The 18694-nt window shown below is 39.6% G+C and carries 16 protein-coding genes; 6 read left to right on the top strand and 10 right to left on the bottom strand.

The window, feature by feature from the left end:
• Positions 1–403 precede the first annotated feature (403 nt).
• Positions 404–1177, bottom strand: coding sequence for a sulfite exporter TauE/SafE family protein (locus CSQ79_RS11280; RefSeq protein WP_099701262.1), 774 nt, complete (start codon positions 1175–1177; stop codon positions 404–406).
• 19 nt (positions 1178–1196) lie between these two features.
• Positions 1197–1808 (bottom strand): GNAT family N-acetyltransferase, encoded by a 612-nt coding sequence (locus CSQ79_RS11275; protein WP_099701261.1) that lies wholly within the window; start codon positions 1806–1808, stop codon positions 1197–1199.
• Between the two features lie 135 nt (positions 1809–1943).
• Here CSQ79_RS11275 and CSQ79_RS11270 point away from each other — a divergent pair, with 135 nt between their 5' ends.
• Both CSQ79_RS11270 and CSQ79_RS11265 read left to right on the top strand, forming a co-directional pair.
• Entirely contained in the window at positions 1944–2456 is a 513-nt protein-coding gene (locus CSQ79_RS11270) for a WbuC family cupin fold metalloprotein (protein ID WP_099701260.1), read from the top strand.
• Between the two features lie 49 nt (positions 2457–2505).
• Positions 2506–3528 carry an ABC transporter ATP-binding protein gene (locus CSQ79_RS11265; RefSeq protein ID WP_099701259.1) on the top strand — a complete coding sequence of 341 codons (1023 nt, stop codon included), beginning with the start codon at positions 2506–2508 and terminating at the stop codon, positions 3526–3528.
• Between the two features lie 245 nt (positions 3529–3773).
• On the opposite strand, the gene CSQ79_RS11260 is transcribed toward CSQ79_RS11265, so the two are convergent.
• Positions 3774–5228, bottom strand: coding sequence for an SLBB domain-containing protein (locus tag CSQ79_RS11260; RefSeq protein WP_099701258.1), 1455 nt, complete (start codon positions 5226–5228; stop codon positions 3774–3776).
• 357 nt (positions 5229–5585) lie between these two features.
• Between CSQ79_RS11260 and CSQ79_RS11255 the strand changes: the two genes are divergently transcribed.
• Entirely contained in the window at positions 5586–7328 is a 1743-nt protein-coding gene (locus tag CSQ79_RS11255) for an alpha/beta hydrolase (protein ID WP_099701257.1), read from the top strand.
• A 220-nt stretch (positions 7329–7548) separates the two neighbouring features.
• On the opposite strand, the gene CSQ79_RS11250 is transcribed toward CSQ79_RS11255, so the two are convergent.
• The gene (locus CSQ79_RS11250) at positions 7549–8613 is read right to left on the bottom strand and encodes a TIGR03032 family protein (RefSeq protein WP_099701256.1); all 1065 of its coding nucleotides are present in this window, start codon (positions 8611–8613) and stop codon (positions 7549–7551) included.
• Positions 8614–9644: 1031 nt separating this feature from the next.
• On the opposite strand from CSQ79_RS11250, the gene CSQ79_RS27685 reads away from it, so the two are divergent.
• Genes CSQ79_RS27685 through CSQ79_RS11240 form a run of 3 tightly spaced genes read left to right on the top strand, consistent with a single transcriptional unit; the run spans position 9645 to position 11080 of the window.
• Positions 9645–9791 (top strand): hypothetical protein, encoded by a 147-nt coding sequence (locus CSQ79_RS27685; protein WP_289501042.1) that lies wholly within the window; start codon positions 9645–9647, stop codon positions 9789–9791.
• 19 nt (positions 9792–9810) lie between these two features.
• On the top strand, positions 9811–10005 hold the full coding sequence (locus CSQ79_RS11245; RefSeq protein WP_099701255.1) for a hypothetical protein: 195 nt from the start codon (positions 9811–9813) through the stop codon (positions 10003–10005).
• Between the two features lie 43 nt (positions 10006–10048).
• Positions 10049–11080, top strand: a complete 1032-nt coding sequence (locus CSQ79_RS11240; RefSeq protein WP_099701254.1) for a zinc-dependent alcohol dehydrogenase — start codon at positions 10049–10051, stop codon at positions 11078–11080.
• A gap of 8 nt (positions 11081–11088) precedes the next feature.
• Here the strand turns inward: CSQ79_RS11240 and CSQ79_RS11235 are convergent, their stop codons facing one another.
• The 6 genes from CSQ79_RS11235 to CSQ79_RS11210 are packed head-to-tail and all read right to left on the bottom strand — an operon-like array spanning position 11089 to position 18673.
• On the bottom strand, positions 11089–12396 hold the full coding sequence (locus tag CSQ79_RS11235; protein ID WP_099701253.1) for a hypothetical protein: 1308 nt from the start codon (positions 12394–12396) through the stop codon (positions 11089–11091).
• A 34-nt stretch (positions 12397–12430) separates the two neighbouring features.
• Positions 12431–13972: a GMC oxidoreductase gene (locus CSQ79_RS11230; RefSeq protein WP_099701252.1), complete on the bottom strand. Its 1542-nt coding sequence runs from the start codon at positions 13970–13972 to the stop codon at positions 12431–12433.
• A 10-nt stretch (positions 13973–13982) separates the two neighbouring features.
• Complete coding sequence (locus tag CSQ79_RS11225) at positions 13983–14810, bottom strand: SDR family NAD(P)-dependent oxidoreductase (RefSeq protein ID WP_099701368.1); 828 nt, start codon at positions 14808–14810, stop codon at positions 13983–13985.
• A 16-nt stretch (positions 14811–14826) separates the two neighbouring features.
• A complete protein-coding gene (locus CSQ79_RS11220) occupies positions 14827–16677 on the bottom strand; it encodes a TubC N-terminal docking domain-related protein (RefSeq protein ID WP_099701251.1) in 1851 nt (616 codons plus the stop codon).
• 38 nt (positions 16678–16715) lie between these two features.
• Positions 16716–17015: a phosphopantetheine-binding protein gene (locus tag CSQ79_RS11215; protein WP_099701250.1), complete on the bottom strand. Its 300-nt coding sequence runs from the start codon at positions 17013–17015 to the stop codon at positions 16716–16718.
• A 14-nt stretch (positions 17016–17029) separates the two neighbouring features.
• A complete protein-coding gene (locus CSQ79_RS11210) occupies positions 17030–18673 on the bottom strand; it encodes a PfaD family polyunsaturated fatty acid/polyketide biosynthesis protein (protein ID WP_099701249.1) in 1644 nt (547 codons plus the stop codon).
• Between the last annotated feature and the right edge of the window lie 21 nt (positions 18674–18694).

Raw genomic sequence — 18694 nt, 5'->3', positions numbered from 1 at the left:
ACTATGAATTTCAATTACTATGTTTTTACCAAACCAAATTAATAGTTGCCTTCAGTAAGATTACGGATAACTACATAGTTTTTTTGCTGTAGCAGTGCTAGTGCAAACAGAAAAACCGTAATCTCTCTGATCTTCTTAATTCTTAGTTTTACATAGTATCAAAACTGAAAAGTAATACCCTTTGTTTTAAAAATGCTATGTACTGAAAAGTAGAAGAAACACAAAATAAATTCTTAAATAATTTTGAAATTACTAATTAAATCGTACATTTCTGGTATCATTATTTTTTTCTCAAGCTTAGAGAACAGAAAGTTTTATAATATTTACTTGCAATAGATACTTCTTTATTGTAATAGATTAGTATTGATTTGTAATAAATACTTCCTACGAACACAAGAGACTATTAACTGTGTAAGATCTGCCAAGCTTGCCAAAACATATAGATTGACAATATCCCCGACATTAAACGAAAGATAACGCTAACAGTCTTATCTGGTAACTTAGGTAGAATGCGAGTACTAAATTGAACACCTAATAATCCACCAATACCTAGAACAATACCTTCCATAAAAAGGACATTATTACTCAGAGCATGCCCAAGACAAGCAGAAATAGCTGTGAGAATAATCACACCTAAGCTTGTTTGAATTGCAATCTTAATCGGCTCTCCTAGTAGTAGCATTTGCATTGGTACCATAATGACACCACCACCTACACCGAATAAACCTGCTAAGATTCCGGCAGCGCCTCCAGTGCAAAATCGCGCGATCGCTGGATTAACCCTTTGATTTTCTTTACTTGTCAGATTAACAAGGCGTTTTTTCAAATCTACGAGATAAATATTAGTTAGTAGTAATAAGCCAAAGGCAATTAATAGTTGATATGAAGCAAATTGACTTGCTAAATAAACTCCGATCTGAGCTGTGAATAAAGCAGGAAGCCCCAGATAAATCACTCGCTGACTATCAAAATACCCCATCCGCCAGTTTTGGATACTACCAGAAATTGATGTAATCACAATGGCTAAGCTACTTGTTGCGACGGCTTGTAATGGGGTATATCCCAACGCTACCATGAGTGGAACTAGAATAGTTCCTCCGCCAATTCCTAAAAAACCTGCAAGGATACCAGCAATTAGCCCGCCAAGCGATAAAGTAAGCAAATTTGGTAAAATCACAAATCAATTTTGTACTATTTTAGTAGTTAGCAATATTCTTTTTAGAAGCTACCATATACTCACTTCTGTCTAATGCATATTTCACTACATCCATCTGAATTTCTGGGTGAAAGTATTTAGCAACAAACTTAAGCCCTACTTTTTCCATAACTCGAATCGATGCTGTATGATTTGCTAATGCCATAGAGACAACCTTTAAAGCATCTGACTCTGAAAAGCCTTTGTCTATCAACGCTTTAGAACCTTCTGTTGCATAGCCTTGATTCCATTTAGGTTTTTTTAAGCGATAACCTAACTCTATTTCTGAATTATCATAAAATCCTAAATTGAAATAGAATAAGTTGTCTGATGCAGGTCGAAAGTGAAACCAACCGATAAACTCGTTACTTAACTTTTCTATTGCTGCCCAAATTCCGTAAAATTCGTATTTTTCATAGTAAGTAAGCCATTTTGGTAAAGTTATATTTTTAATAGTTTCATAATCTATATTAATAGGTTTCTCTCCTTTAATTATTCCTAAATTGGTAAAGCGAATTACATCAAGATCGCTGTCAAGTTCATACAAATTGTCAGCATCTTTTTCAGTAAAGTTTCGTAGAAGTAAGCGCGGTGTTTCAAGAAAAACTTGCATAGTAGTTATGTGCTGATAGGTGACTTAAAAAGGTATTAAAGATGTGGGTAAAGCTTGGCGATCGCTGGCAAAAAGATCAGCTGGATAACAAATGCAAGATGATATAACTAAGTTGTAGATTTACAGGATACCTACGTGGCAACTCCTCAATTCAAGTGTCTTACTCAAGATTTATTAGACGATATTACCCAAAAGGCTCGTAGTAGTCCGAGGTTACGACAAAATTATAACTTTCACGAACTAGGTGAAAGAGTTCAAAGATTTCTGAACGTCCTGCAACCTGGTACTTATGTTCGCCCACATCGACATCAAAGAAGTTCACAAGTCAATGGTTTTGAGTTTTTCTTGGTACTGCAAGGAGAACTAGGCATGATTATTATGGATGAAAAAGGTCAAATTCTCCATCAAGAGCGAGTTAGTGCGCAGGGCGATACAAGGGGTGTAGAACTTGCAGAGGGAACTTATCACACACTAGTGGCATTAGCTCCAGATACTATAGTATTAGAACTCAAAGAAGGACCGTATGACCCCAGCACAGATAAAGAGTTTTTAGATTTTCCGCAAGAAGGCACAGTAGCAGCTAAACAATTAGTCGCAACTTGGCAAAGCTACTTTACAAACGCTGATGGCGATCGCAGCATAATATAAGTTAAATTTGCCATAATTCTTAGGCGTTGCTGGATAAGTTGATCGCGCCATGAATACTGAAATAAAAATAAAACTTAATTCATCATCTACTTTACAACAAAGAAAAACGGCATCAACTTTGCCTGCGATCCAAACGTATGAACTTAAAAAATTTTATCGTACGGGCTTTTGGTTAAATCAGAAAATAGAATCCCTCAAAGGATGTTCCCTGAGTGTTTATCAAGGAGAAACTTTTGGTTTATTAGGACCAAATGGCGCTGGCAAAACCACTTTACTTAAGCTTTTATTAGGTATTATCCGTCCTTCAGGAGGACGGGGTGTTCTCTTAGGACAACCATTAGGCGATCGCATATCTAAACAAAAAATTGGCTATTTACCAGAAAATGCTTACTATTACGATTATTTAACAGGTTGGGAATTCCTAGAAATGGCTGCAGGGTTATTTCAACTGCCTCATGCTATCAAACGTCAGCGGATTCCTGAATTACTCGAATTAGTAGGTTTAGCGCAGTCAGTCGCCAAGAAAAAACAACTGCGGCAGTATTCTAAAGGAATGTTACAGCGCATTGGTTTAGCTCAAGCACTGATTAACGATCCTGAAGTTGTCTTTTTAGATGAACCGATGTCAGGTCTCGATCCGATCGGACGCTACCAGATGAGGAAGATTATTTTAGCGCTTAAAGACCTTGGTAAGACGATTTTTTTTAATAGTCATATCTTGTCAGAAGTCGAACAAATCTGCGATCGCATTGCAATCTTGGCACAAGGTGAGTTAATTTGTACGGGTTCGCTAGAAGAACTCTTAGGTAAACCAAATACCTATAGTATTCAAGGACAAGGTGGCGATCGCAGTATGCTAAACCAATGGCTGCATCATCTTATCGTTGAACCTGATGGTTCCTGGCATGGGCAACTACAAGGCGAACCACACAAGTTTTTAGAGAATTTGCATCAGACTGAGGCTCAACTTATAGCAATGAACTTGTCTCGTCTTTCTTTAGAAGAGTTCTTTTTACAACAACTACAGCAAAAAGGACTGGGAAATTTTATTGATGTTGGTTCTCCAGCATGAATTGCACTCTTCCTCCGACTCAAGTCGGGGCTATCCAAACGAAGTGTGCGGAGGCACACTAAAGAAAGATCTTTATAGGTAAGTCCACGGAGGTGGACTTTGTTTATCTAGTAGCGAATTTATTCGCGATTCTCTTCATGCAGGAGGTCTTTTGTTTGTCTAGCGGCGAAGTCATTTGCACTCGCGTTCATGCAAGAGAAGGGATGTACAAATTTGGCATAACATCCCTTAACCTCCAACTTTAATTAGAAGCCGATAAAGCGGAGGATGTTGATTACACCACCTAAAGGTCCAAAAGCGGTTCCTAGAGTATCGCCGATCCGAGCTATACCAGAGCGATTGACAACAACAATATCGTTAGCACGGAGTCGAGGGTTTGTTTGCTCATTGATACCTTGTTCAAAATTTGTTTCGATGTTCCGTCTTGTCACAGTACCATCAGGATTCAGGCGAACTAACTCTACAGTATTTCTTCTAGCGCGAGCATTATTAAATCCTCCCGCACTCAAAATTGCCTGATTCATCGGAGTGTTGGGCGGTAAATTGAGCACTCCTGGAGTTTTGACTTCACCGACTACACTGACTGGAATTGTAGCTGGTGAGAAGTTAGCATCAGCTAATTCAGTTGCCTCGGCTGGGTTGACATCTGTTGCTGTGGCAACAACGATCGTATCTCCTTCTTGCACAAGTGTGTCTTGAGCAACATCACCTGTCTTGAGTAAATCCCAAAGATTAACACTAATAGAATGTTCTGTACCTGATTTGGTAGGACGGCGAATCAAGATACTGCGGATGTCAGCTTCTGATGTAATCCCGCCTGCAAGTTGAATTGCTCGCGTCACCGTGGGTAGTCCATTATTATTAGCACCTCCTTGGTTTCCGCCTTGATCTGTTGCTGCTGCTGTACTAACACCACCTCCCGTGACAACATAAGAACCAGGACGGTTAACTTCACCAACAACTGTGACAGTACGAGGTCTATTTGCGGGTACAGCAAAACTGGCAGAAGCAAATTGACGTAATTCGGCTAAGTTAATACTTGTTGCAGTAGGAATAAAAATAGTATCGCCATCGCGTAAAGTCAGATCGCGATCTACAGTACCTGTGCGGACAAGCTGAGTGAGATCGATATTGTAAGTTTGTACCGGTAAATTACCACCTTGAGGACGGCGCAGTTGTACTTGACGCAAATCTGCTGCCAGCGTGACTCCTTGGGCAAGAGTTAAAGCACTGACAATGGTGGGGTATTGTACGCCAGGATTATCACCAGCCCCGCCTTGTAGTCCTACTGTGTAGGAGCCAGGGCTAATAACTTCGCCAGAGACAATGACGTTAATCGGGCGAGGAGCGATGAGACTAACTGTGACAATGGGGCGGCGCAGGAAGCGAGCATAACGTGTTGTAACTAACTCTGCTGCTTGATTTTGAGTCAGCCCTCGGATAACGACACGACCAATCAAGGGTAAATACAGGTCGCCACCAGGAGGAATTTGATAGTCACCGCTATATTCAGGCACTTCAAAAACGTTGATGCGGATGCGATCGCCACCATCCAAGGTGTATTCTACATTTTCTTGTACCGCAGCTGTTGGGGCTGGAAGTTGTGCCCAACTCGGAGATGGATAAGTCGTTGCAACCATAGCTAACAGAGCTAAACCGGCAACTGGTTGGGTTAAGGCTTTAGATACTTTAGTTTTCATACATCCCGCTGTCGATGATTCTCCGAGAATTTTATTTCTCACTATTTTATGTGGTGTTTTGAACTATTGGAGAAAGTTAATGCTAGGGTAAACACATATTTTAAATAAAGATTACTTAAGTGATTTCAACATTTAAAATAGAGAAATAGTCAGTTAAATTCAGGTTTATTATGTACCAAACATTGTTTAACATAGACATGATAAAAACCTGCAATTGTAATTAAGTATCGCACGTTAAACGAGTACCTGGAATACAATCAATTGCAGGTCAGGCGTATGCACTTATGATTCGAGGGACGAACCGCAAATCAAGTTTGTTCCAACAAAGTACATCGGTAGTTGCCGCAATCAGGGAATATGAAGTTTGAGCTTAGAGGGCATCTGTTGGGAAGTCGCCAATCTTGGCAATTGACACAAGGATTGGTTTGCAGTATTACACTTGCTTATGGTTGGGGAGGAATGACATCTACTGCTTTCGCGGCAGAACGAGTCACGCTACGGTTAGGACCATTGGAGCAACAAGTTGCTGTTTCAGATTTGGAACATTTTGCCAAAACAGGGGAAGTACCGCGCAGTCTACGTTTTTATACGCCAATTTTAAATTCACAAGTCCGTGAATTTTTGAATCGTCAACTTCAAGTAGACCCAAATGTTGCTGACAAAGTTGTGGCACAGGTGTTGCGATCGCCTACGGGAAAAACAGTGATTGATTCTGTAAGTGCAGCGCTTCCCAATACAACGGTCGATCAACTTCAAGCAACAGTATCACTAGCAGCACGGCAGTTTAACGGACTGAGTGCAATCAGTTTGCTACGAGCATATCCTGAGGAAAATATTACAGTTGATGCGAGTGCTGTGGTGAGTTTGGCACTGCAGTTTAATCCGACTTATTGGCAAAGTCAAGCGATCGGTCCATTGCTGGAACGCGAGTTAGCACCTGTAACCAGTAATGTTCAATTACCAAGATTCAATCCAGCCACTCGTGGTTCGCAAACGGTACAGCAACAGACGCTCTTTCTCACCGACCGACAGCGATTTCGCACAATTCCTGTAGATTTGTATGCGAGTGTAAATTCTCAGGGACCGATGGTTGTGATCTCGCATGGCTTTGGTTCGGATCGCCGATTTTTTGCCTCGACTGCGCAGCATTTAGCTTCGTACGGTTTTACAGTTGCGGCACTGGAACATCCTGGAAGTAGTGTCAAACGCTTAGGAAGCGTATCTGCTGCCAACGATCCTAATGAAATCATTCCGGCGCAAGAGTTTGTTCATCGTCCACAGGATGTCACTTTTGTCCTGAATACACTGGCAAGATACAATCAGCAACCTGGATGGTTCCAAGGCAAGTTTAATACGCAGCAAGTTACGGTGATTGGTCACTCACTGGGTGGTTACACTGCTTTAGCATTGGCTGGAGGCGAGGTAGATTTAGACGCTGTGCGGCAGTCGTGTCGGGGGATTTCGGCGTTAGGACAAGCACCCGCTGATTGGTTACAATGCGCTGCTGCTGATCTGCCAGAACGACGATTGAATTTACGCGATCGCCGCGTGGCACAAATTGTTGCTTTGAACCCACTGGTTGGTAATTTGTTTGGTAAAATGGGCTTAACGCAAGTAACAGTTCCTGTATTAATGCTAGCAGGTACAGAAGATGCCGTGACTCCGGTGCTGAATCATCAGTTACGTCCGTTTAATCAGTTGCAGGGTCAAAAATATCTGATTACGGCGATCGGTGGTACGCATTTGAGTATTGGCGATCTTGGTAATTTGGGACGTGCAGCAAGTGTGCGAACGTTGGTTAAAGAACGTTGGGGAGATGAAACAATACCTCTGCGCCAACTCGCCTCTGGGACAATGGTCGCTTTTATTAAGCAACTAACACCTGAAGCACAGGCTTACGCACCTTTTCTCACACCAGCTTATGCACAGTCTTTCTCTACCGCACAACTTCCTTTACGATTGAATACTGAACTTCCAACAACACTCGATCCCTGGGTGGGAGCAAAAACAAAAACGAATCGCTGGCTGATGGCAGTCAGGAGAGTTTTAAGAGGTGAAAATATTGTCGCTACTGGCTGGTGGCTTTTGGCTAGGAGTTAGTGGTTAGTGGCTAGTGGCTAGTGGTTAGTTTTGAATGCGTGTTAGCGTAGCGGTGCCTTAGCACGTTTTGAATTAGAAGAATTTTCTTAACTCAACACTCTTAACGAGTAACTCCCTGTCTCTTAGTCTCCTCTGCACTCTTACTCCTTGCTTGATCGTGTAGCACCTTTCAAGCACGGTATAACTAGTCACTAGTCACTAGCAACTAGCCACTCATCTTCTACAAAGAACCGATAGTCACTGTGCGGCGGATTTCGTCTGATTTAAAGCCTAGTGCCATAGGCTGGCGGACATTGGGAATGATGGCAACGTCGTACAGTTCTTCTACCATGCCTTCGATGCGTAACCAGTGGACAATATCACCACTACGCAGATCAATGATTTGTAAACCACAGCGCGGTTCGACATCTTTAGCGACAAGGTTTTCGTCTAGGGGTAGTCCGGAAAAAGTTTTGTTGCCTCGCATTTTAGATAAACCAACAACGGCGTAATCTCCCCATAATGCGAGTCCGCGCAAGTAACCAGGACAAAAAGTAATAGCATTAAATTTACCAGAATTGACGTCAACTGTACCGAAATAGCCAGTACCAGAATTGAGTAACCAAAGCTGATCGCGATAAACTCTTGGTGAGTGAGGCATGGAAAGACCAGAAAGGACAATTTCGTTACTGGCAACATCAATAACACAGCCACCATTGTGACGGCGATCGCGCCAACCATCGGTAACATCACTTTGACTCACCGCAGTAACGTAGCGGGGTTGACCATTTTCCATTGCTAACCCGTTAAGATGACAGCGATCTTCAGCAGCGAGTCGAGAAATAAAGGGTGGTTGCCACAGGGGAATGAAACTGTAGCGATCGCTAATTGTTGCCAAGCAGCTAAATAAGGTGTTAACAAAAATGACTCGACCTTGACTATCTACATTAATGTCATGAATATCAATGTCGCCTGTGGTGTATCCAACTTGGGGAACGTAAAGGCGATCGTAGCCACCGTTGTGTAATTGACCTGATTCTAGGGCATTTTCAAAGCGCCAGATTTGATACAAAGAACTCGTGTACAAGCGATCGGGACTCGCCCACAACCCCATGCAGCGCTCAAAGGTTCGTTCAAATACTGATAAACGGCGATCGCTTGCTATACCGATTAAAAATAACTTTCCTGTCTGATAGGTTGTAAAAGCAAGGCTGACATTTTGTTCAGATAACCAAGATATGAATTGCCGCGATGTACTGATTTCCAAGGCAGGAGGCTGATGCTGGTTTTCAATATTAGATTTCATAAAGATACCATTTTGAAGCTAAACTAGAAATTACATCTTAGTTGGATACTGATTAGGGTAGTGGTACCATTACCCCACTATCTTTAGCCATTGGCTAGCAAAATCGTTAAGTTTTGCGAAATTTGATTCATGAAAAAATAGTGTCAGTGCTGCTGCAAAATTTTGTCAATGGTCAAGCACCTTTACTTAATTAACATCATTGAGTGTAGTTTTAAAAAGAATTTGTAAAGATAAAATTTCAGTCAAGATTAATAAATTTTTCAGAGCTATTGAAACAAGTAAAACTGAGTATGTGAAGCAGTAATAAGCGAATGTAAACAAATAATAAAAAATGTAATTTTACTTGTTAGCTCTAGAGTACTCAACTAAGAAGGTGTATAGGAAGAGAGGCAAGCGTTGGTTACGATCGTCTGCTAACAGCCGTTAGCCTGGGCTTGAGGGCGATCGCAGCGTCATAGGAAAGAAAATAAGTATTTAGCTTTGAATTTGCTTTAAATACAACAGATAAGAGTTAATTTAAGCATTACATATACTTGTCTAAGCTAAAGTTTCCTTCAACTTTCATTTAATTAGATGTTTTTTTACTTAAAGAAATAGCGTGCTTGTTTATTAAAAAACGTCAGTGTCTTAGTAATTTAAACGAAGGAAACAAATAGTTTTTCATAGAATAATAAGTGAGCAAAGAAAACTTTAATTTGAATGTTTTCGGTTATTTATTCTAAATATTTAGAAAACATTTTTAGTTTTCTTGAGCAGGCAAAATCAATATTAAATAGTGCTATTAGTAACGGGGATCGCGGGAATAGATGCTACACAAAGAATAATTCCTAGGATAGATGGGAACATTCCATAATCAGCCTTATTGTGGAATCATACCGCAAAGAGACTTATACTAATGCTGTTACTGCTTAAACTTTGAAATTTACAAATCAAAAAGAAAAGATATTAACAGATTAGTCAGTTAATTAAGGTGAATTCATCAATCTTACTTATAAAAACCGTTTGCTCTGCTACCTTGGCAGAGGAGAGGTATGAAAAAACAGCAAGCAGCACATTGGATTTTAACTCCTCAATTAAAAGAAAGAAATTTTTTTGATACGTTCGCTAGAGAGACTAGCTATCTTGAAAATAAAAGCCAAGTTTTATGGCTTAATTGCAAAATCAATCAACAGCTTTAAATATAGGGATAATAGTGCTATGAATACCAATAATAACTGTCCTTGCTGCGGTAATCCTTTACTGCGCCACGCTCGTCAGGGAGGAATGTACTGGTTTTGTACGTCATGCTGGCAAGAAGTACCAATACTGGCTGTGAGTAAGTTACCAGTATCAGAAGTTGCCGTACAGCGATCGCAGCCTAAACAAGTTGTCAAATCTGGAATTGAGGCGTAGCGTGCCTGGTAGAATTGGGTAGAAAGATAGATACGAATAGTTAATGCTAGCAGCATTACTCTATGGTCAAGAAGATTTACGTCTAGAACAAGTTGCTGAACCCACGCCAGCAGCAGGTGAGGTGGTTATTCAGGTAGCCGTAGCAACCACTTGTGGTACAGATTTAAAAGTTTGGCGTCGCGGAAATCATGCTAAAATGCTTCAGCTACCAACATTGTTCGGGCATGAGGCATCTGGGCGGGTTGTAGCTGTGGGAAATGGTGTAGAAAATTGGCAAGTAGGCGATCGCATCGTTGCGAATAATTCGGCTCCTTGCATGAAATGCTTTTTTTGTCAACGTGAAGAATATTCGCTTTGCCCAAATCTAACGTGGAACAACGGGACATTTGCAGAGTATCTTAAAATTCCAGCGGCGATTGTGCAACGAAATATGTTGCGTGTTCCTGCTGACTTGAGCTACGAATTAGCTGCAATGACTGAACCTCTAGCTTGTGTATTGCATGGGATTGCGCGTTCTGATGTGTCACAGTACAATACTGTGGTTGTCTTGGGAGATGGGGCAATAGGGCTAATGTTTGTTGGGGTATTAGCCCAACGAGGAAATCGTGTCTTGTTGTTTGGGGGAAATCAGCAGCGGTTGCAAATTGGGCAAAAGTTGGGTGCAGCGAAAACTTTTGATTATCGCCAAATTGAAGATACGCCATCTGTCGTTAAAGAACACACCGCAGGCTGGGGTGCAGATGTAGTGATTGAAGCAACGGGAATACCTGCAGTTTGGGAAAGTGCGATCGCCTGTGCGCGCCCTGGTGGTACTGTAAATTTGTTTGGTGGTTGTCCTAGAGATACGACAATTACAGTTAATACAGAACAACTGCATTACAGCGAACTTACTTTAAAAGGTGTTTTTCATAATACTCCGAAATACGTGCGTGCTGCTTTATCATTACTAGCAAGTCGCGTGATTCCGTTTGAGTTGCTGATTAGCGAACGGCGCCCATTACAAGATTTAGAGCAAGTCTTTCAGGATATGAAAGCACGTCAAGTGATTAAGGTTGCAATAATACCTACAAGCTAGTTCAAACTTTACCAAGAAGCTTTAGCTTGAGAACCTTGAAGAATATCAGGCTCATTTGATGCTTTTCTTTTGATTTGAATAAATGCTATGGCAGCAGATAACAATAACACTACTTTCTTAAATATATTATCTAAAGTGAGTTTTTCTGCTTTTCTAAATCGATTTAAAAAAGTTATGGGGTTTAATACAACATTAAAGGGAAAATAAGCAGTACAAATTGGCGTAACATAATGTTTACCATAGTTAAATTCTAAAGCATATAATCCAGCAATCCATCTATAAACCTGTTCTTTCCAAGCAAATTGTAGTTGTTGATCGCTTGCAAGTTCTGTAGGACTAGGGACTCTATTAGTAGATGTGATATCCATAAATATATCACCCCGAAAGCCTGCATTTTTAGCCAATATAGTGAGGTGAACATCATCAAGCCTTGCTCCTGGATATCTTTGAGCAATGACAGTAAACAAACTGATCATGACATCAGTCTTACCAACTGTGCAACTTGCAGGTTTGTATTGATAACCTGCGTAGCTACCATGTAGTAGGTTTAGAAACCACTGAATTGGAGGTAGTTCCTCAGAAAAAGCAGGGACAAAAACTTTATTACCCTCTATTGTAATGGGATGATAAACAACATACCTATTGTTTGCTCCTAGTAGATCTATGTCTTGATGATTGTGCAGCTTCTTAATTATTAGACCTAAGCCATCTGAACCTAATTGAAGATGTAATGTGCGATCGCTAACTAAAAAGTGAGATTCAGCGTCAAAAGCAACTAAGATTGCTGGTGGTATCCAACCGCATTTTATACTACTTAAAAGTAAACCATAAATATCTCCTAAAACACGTATTTTGCCAGGGGAGTGTATTCCTTGTTTTTGATATACGATGAAGATTCTATGTAGTAAAGGTGCGCATAAGTTATTCACACAATATGGTGTACCTTCTGCCTGAGAATTATCAAATATTTGTGCTGGCGTATTATTAGCTAATTTTTCTCCTGTATATAATAAAATAACTTGTACATTGGCTAATAATTTAAACTGTTCTATAACTGATGGACAGTCAAACCCATTGTTCAATCCAATAACAATATCCGCACCCAACCCCATTGCAGAAATTTGTTTAATCGTTTGGGGAATTGTGTAAGGCAAGTAATTATTTGCATCTCTTCCGGCAGCAACAACTCCTAATACTCGCGTGTCATCAAGTTTGCTATTTGTTCTATCATTAATTAATTCTCGGTATGATAGAACACATCCTACATCGTATTGTAAATTTTTCTGCTGTTCGGTTTGTAGTGAAATATATTTCATTCGAGTCACCTTCTCGATTAGACTTCAGACAAGGTTATTTCAATATTTCTAATAAATGCTCTCCTACACGTAGAGCGTTTGCCATAATCGTCAATGATGGATTTAAAGCAGCACTAGAAGGGAAAAAACTGCTATCAACAACATATAAATTGCTAACATCATGAGTGCGACAATTAAGGTCGAGTACCGATTTTTTGGGATCTAAGCCAAAGCAGCATGTACCGCATTGATGCCCAACCTCTCTTAAAGCAATTTGATTTCTAAGATAAAAAGAAAATGGAGAGAAAGCATATTTCTTAAAAATAATCTTTAGCTCTTCAGTCCAGCGGTATAATAAACGGTTAAACGCTTCAATGTTGTTATTTTTATAATGAAGAAAGACCTTATTGTTTTTAATAAATACCTGGTTATTTATAGTTGGGAGATCTTCAGTCATTAACCACCAAGCTAAAGAATGTTTTGCTACAATATCGAATAAAAAGCTAGGTACAAAAGGCGGTCCATGAGCAGCAAGTCGTTCTCCATTTACATTGCCAAGTAACTGCACAGCACCCATAGGATAAACAAAATCTTTGTCACCCCAGTAAAAATCATGGACAGCTAATGTTTTTTGAAAAATTGTTGGATTGGATTTTGTTGTTAAAGCAATAATTGCCCCATTATGATGTGTCATATAATTACATCCCACTAGATGAGAACTATTTGCTAATCCGTTTGGATGTTTGTCGTTAGCAGATTTAAGTAATAAGAGTGCTGAGTTAATAGCACCACAAGCCACAACAACAATATCAGCAGAAAATAGGAGATGCTTACCCGAAATTTCTGTTTCTACCTGAGTGACTTCACGCCCAGACGCACTAGTATGTAGCCGTAAAACTTTTGCTTCGGTAAGTAAAGTTAGATTTTGATAAGCCATTACTGGACGGACAGCATTAACATCAGCATCAGCTTTGGCATTAATAAAGCAAGGAAAGCCATCACAAGTATCGCAGCGAATACAAGAACTCAAAAACGGGTTAACTTCATTAAGTTTAATACCAAGAGGTAAGTGAAACGGGTGTAATCCTCTATCTTTTAATGCATCGTGAATATCTTGGACAAGTGATTCGTGGCTAACTGCTGGAAAAGGATATTCTTCGTTTGTTGGTGGTTCTGTAGGATCTAGCCCTCTTTTACCATGCACTTCATAAAGTTTTTCTGCTTGGTCGTAATAGGGTGCAAAGTCACGATATTTTAGTGGCCATTCTGGAGAAATACCGCCTTTATGAGTGACTTCTTCAAAGTCTTTTTCTCGAAATCGTAATAAAGCACCACCATATACTTTTGTATTTCCACCAACATAATAGCTAGTTCCTGGACGCATGGCTTTGCCATTTTTATCATACCAAACTTCAGAAGTACGATATCGTTCGTTTTGGAGAACTTGTTTAGCATCCCAATTAGCCTTTTCTTGTGGAAGAAAAGTACCTCGTTCTAGTAGCAAAATATTTTTACCACTTGGCACTAATCGATTTGCTAATGTTCCGCCACCAGCACCCGTGCCAATAATAATAATATCGTAACGGTTATCAACCATTGTTATTTATTCAAACAAGCTTTTCAGTATGTCGTTGATTTTCGGCACGCTTTTGATTTAACTTTGCTACACCCATCCAACGATAAATAGCGTCTGCAAATTCTGGAGAAAGTTGTTCTACTGCATACAAAATCCTAGAAAAGCTGCTGCCTACAATTACTTCTGCTTTATTATGTTGAATAGCTTTAATAGTTGCTATTGCTACCTCAGATGGTGTAGAAATACCAGCAAATTTTGGTACAGGAACTGTTGTTCTTAAGAACATTCCTGCTGAAACGTATCCTGGGCAAATCATTGAAACACCTACTTGAGTACCAGATAATTCTTGTCGTATGGCATCTGACCACATAATTAAACCTGCCTTACTAGCTGAGTAAATACTGTTGTAGGGAGTTCCTTTTTTACCAGCTAAAGATGCAATATTCACAATGTGACCGATGCCTTGCCGTATCATATTTGGTAACAGTAAACGAGTTAACTCGATTGGTGCTTGTAGATTAGTTAACAACATTGATTGATTGTCTGCTAAAGAGGAATTTTTAAACGCCTGGCATGTTTCTACAGCTGCGTTGTTAATTAAAATATCGACTGAACCTGCAAGCTGATTGATTTGCTGTCCTAATACAGGTAACTCTTGTAAATTAGTGAGATCAAAGGGAATAATTATGCTTTTACTGCCTAAAGCTTTAACTTCAGCATCGACTGTTTCTAGTCTTTGAATTGAACGTGAAATACTGACTACAGTTGCTTGTTCTTTTGCTAACGCGCGAGCAATGTATAAACCAATACCACCAGAGGCACCCGTCAAAACAACTGTTTTTCCTGCAATGGACTGTATCATGCGCTTTTGGGAATCAATCTAAATTCTTCAAAGAAGTAAAGTGTTTTCCGCCTAACTCGATTAACTTAGTTTCACAACCAGCTTTCAATCTATTAACTAAGTGTTGCAAATCGTGGGAGATAACATTTGTTCCATGATCAGGTTCAATCAAACTGATTAAAGAGATATGTTCTGCGCGTTGTGCCAAGCTGGAGATACCTAAGAAGTTAAATACTCCAGATTCATATGTACCGCATGGTACTGAAGGATTATTGACGCCAACACAATACTCATTTGGTAGCAGCCAGTCACTTGCAGGATAACCATGAAAATGAACAATAGGTGCACCATTTTGAATAAGTTTTGGAGTGTACAACGCAGCAGCAAGTGCGATCGCAAGCATCACATAAATATCGTAGGAAGGTTTAATGTCTGCTGTTTCTAAATCGGTTCCATGTGGTAGCTGTAGATATAACTTTTCTTTCAAACCAACTCGCAGCACATCAGTTTTTAGATCTAAATCAGTTTTGTTTGCACCTGAACGCGAACTAACTAGCCAAATATCAGGAATTTGCTTGTAGAAATCTTGTCCACCTACTTGTAGTCGAACGTAGCGTCTACCAAATTCATTTTGGCGTACTTCATCAACACCAAAGCCTTCAACCGAATATAAATTTGCCCACTCATCTGCATGAATTTCTACCGCACCATAGTATTGAGGAGCCTCTGCATAAGCAACAAAGCCATACGAAACGCCTGTTCTTCCATTAACAATGACATTAACAATATCTCGATGAGATTTTCGTTTGATAACTTGACTCAATTTAGAACCTGGCGGAAATAAACCTGTTGCTGCTAGCTCATTACCAAGTTTTACTAACTGTGCTGCATAGGACGATGTATTTGGATCGTATTCCCCGATTTGAAATCGGCTCAGTGGTAAGGGGAAAATTGGGACAAAAACTTTAGGAATTAACGAGTTTAAAACGAACTTATCTATTTCTTCTCTAGGATACGTAGAATCTGATAGATTCATATTTAGTATAGAAATTTGTTGGCTCGAAACACCCAAAACTATTTCAGAGAAAGTTCTAACTAAAGTGTTTAAACCAATTTTGATTTTACTTGTATACGGTATCTCAGGATGTGTGAGCTTTTTATTAAATTTCGTTAGTACAATAACTTGTGTATTTGTGGGATCTTCAATGTATTTAGCTGCGTGTTCTTCAGCCCAGCTACTTAGTTGAGCAATTCTAGAAACAGAAAGTTGCTGCTTAGCTAAACGCGAGTAAACTTCGTAAATCTTCTCTACAAAAAATATGCCTACCTTTCTCAGATAAGAATAGTGTCTTTCAACATCAATAACAGCATCAACGCCAATTTTAACAACTCGACTAGTAATACTTTTTTTCCATTTGAATATTGGTACAGTAAACTCGTAACGAAAATCTTTTGTTGCTTGTTGCCAAGAGATAACATTCACCCCATGTTTCTGTAGGGTGTTTTCTAACTCTTCTCTAAATTGAATAATTTGTTTCTTATCGTAACCCTTGGGCAAAGGCTTAAATGTTACTGTTAGCTTTTGCGCCATACTCTTAGGATTAATAATTGGCGGTTTAAAATCTAAAACTGATTGCTGATGAGAACCACTAATTAAACACCCAATAGTTTGTAAACTCAATCCATTACTAAAACTACAGACAGAAGCAGTCTCAATTTCCTGTTGACGCAGTAATGTCATAATTTCAGCTTTCCGCGCCGTCAGTTCTGCACGGATTTCTGGTGTCAAGACTCCTTTAGTAGAACGGATATTTAGCTTATCGTTATTAAGTTGTATTTCTACACCTTGCCGAGTGAGATTTGTCAATAGTTCAGACGCGTTCATAATTAAAGTATTTCTCAATCATTAAAATTTTTAAAGGATTAAATCTCGAAAATCTCGGATTCAGAATCTTCTGATTCTTCTGCCAGTCGTTGAGAAAGTGCCTCTATTGTTGGATAATGCCAGAGTAATATAGGTGACAACTGAAATCCCAATAGCTTTTCTGCTTGACTTGCCATCAGCATAGCTTTAGCTGAATCTAAACCATAGCTATCTAACGGTTCTCGAATATCTATTTCGTCAGGTGCGATTCCTAATTGTTCTGAAATACGCGCAACTAGCCAAGCTTGTATTTCTTCTGGAGTATATAGTTTGACAGTTTTTGATTGCGATTGGCTCATTTAAGTACCTTTAATTAAAGTGGAAATGGCTGATACTGATTAGAGAAATTTGATAATTGCAAGCCTTGCATTTTTAAGTTTTGGATACGGTATAAATATGCTGCTCCGAGCATAATGTGGTCAGCAACATCAACAACTTTACGATTACTTGGTTCACTCAAATAAGAGCCTTTAACCCAATCGTTAAAACTCCCCATTGCAGGTCCACACCAGATTTGATAATCAATTTCTCGACCTTTTTCGCCAGAATTAGACCAACGCGAAGATAATCCTAAATACCAACGGAAAATCAACGACATTTTTAATTTAGGATTGTTCGCTGCCTTACGAACTTTGTCTGGATTTCTTGTCGATACATAGGCAACAGTATCTTGCCAAACTGCGTCTAAACTTCTGCGAAAGATTTGCTTTTCTAGTTTGTCTCTTTCTACTGCAGGGATATCATCAATTGAATCGTAATTTTTATAGAGTTCATATAATTTTTGGGCGCGTACAGGAAATAGTGTGCCTCTTTTTAAAACTTGCAGTTTTACACCCATTTCAAACATATCTGCTGCAGGAGCCATCATGACATCTGGCATTTCTGCTTGTGCTAGTAACTCTTTTGTGTGTTGTGAAGTTCCAGCTTCTACACACGATTGATTTACAGAACCCGTAACAACATAAGCAGCACCCATCATAAAAGCAGCAAGTGCAGATTGAGGTGTAGAAATTCCACCAGCAACACCTACTCGAACAGGTTGTTGATAATGATATTTTTCTTGAATTTCATCGCGTAATTCTAAAATTGATGGTAGTAGACAAACGAGAGGTCGATTATCAGTATGACCGCCAGAATCAGCCTCTACAGTAATATCATCAGCAACAGGAATTTTTTCTGCTAAAGTAGCTTGTAATTCAGTAATGAGATTTTGGGCAACTAATTCTTTAAGAATTTTTGTAGGAGCAGGTTGAAGAAATTTTATCGCTATTTCTTTGCGCGAAAGTTTGACAATTAATTTATTCTTAATTGTAATTTGATTGTGAGAGTCAAGACCTAATCCAGCAGCGCGATAGTAAACAACATTGGGAGTTAAGTCAAGAAAAGCTGAAGCTTCTACTGTTGTGACGCCGTATTTAAGATACAAATCGACGGCGCGTCGTTCGATTGCAGGTTCGCTAGGGCTATGCAGTAAATTAAAAGCGTAAGGTCCGTGAGGTAATGCTTGCTGAATGCGATTAATGGCAGATTCTACACGCGCTGGAGACAAGCCTCCTGCACCAAAGGAACTTAATATTTTTGCTTTTCCCAAGGCGATCGCTAGTTCTTCCGAAGCGATTCCATGTGCCATTGCACCTGTAGCGTAGGCGTATTTTACCTGATGAAAGTCTAAGAAACTCGCATCACCTAGTTGTTTGGTTGATAAAGGAGGAGTCGCAGCTAATAGTTCTGCTTGTTTATTACCATTATTGGCTGTGTAAGTGTAACCTTCATTAGTAACGCCAATTTGATTATTCGAGCGCACAACATAGCAAGGTTGAGCTAAATTCAAAAGTTTAGCTTTGATTCCTGCTTCATCAAACGCAACTGAATTTAATGAACCGTACCAGGCTTGAGTTGATGTACCTACGAATTTAAGGCGATCGCTCTTATTTACGGCTGGATTTACGCTAACCACGTCTGTTAACCCTCGCAAACT

The organism is Gloeocapsopsis sp. IPPAS B-1203, assembly GCF_002749975.1.
Classification (GTDB): Bacteria; Cyanobacteriota; Cyanobacteriia; order Cyanobacteriales; family Chroococcidiopsidaceae; genus Gloeocapsopsis.
This window is presented reverse-complemented; position numbering and strand designations above follow the sequence as displayed.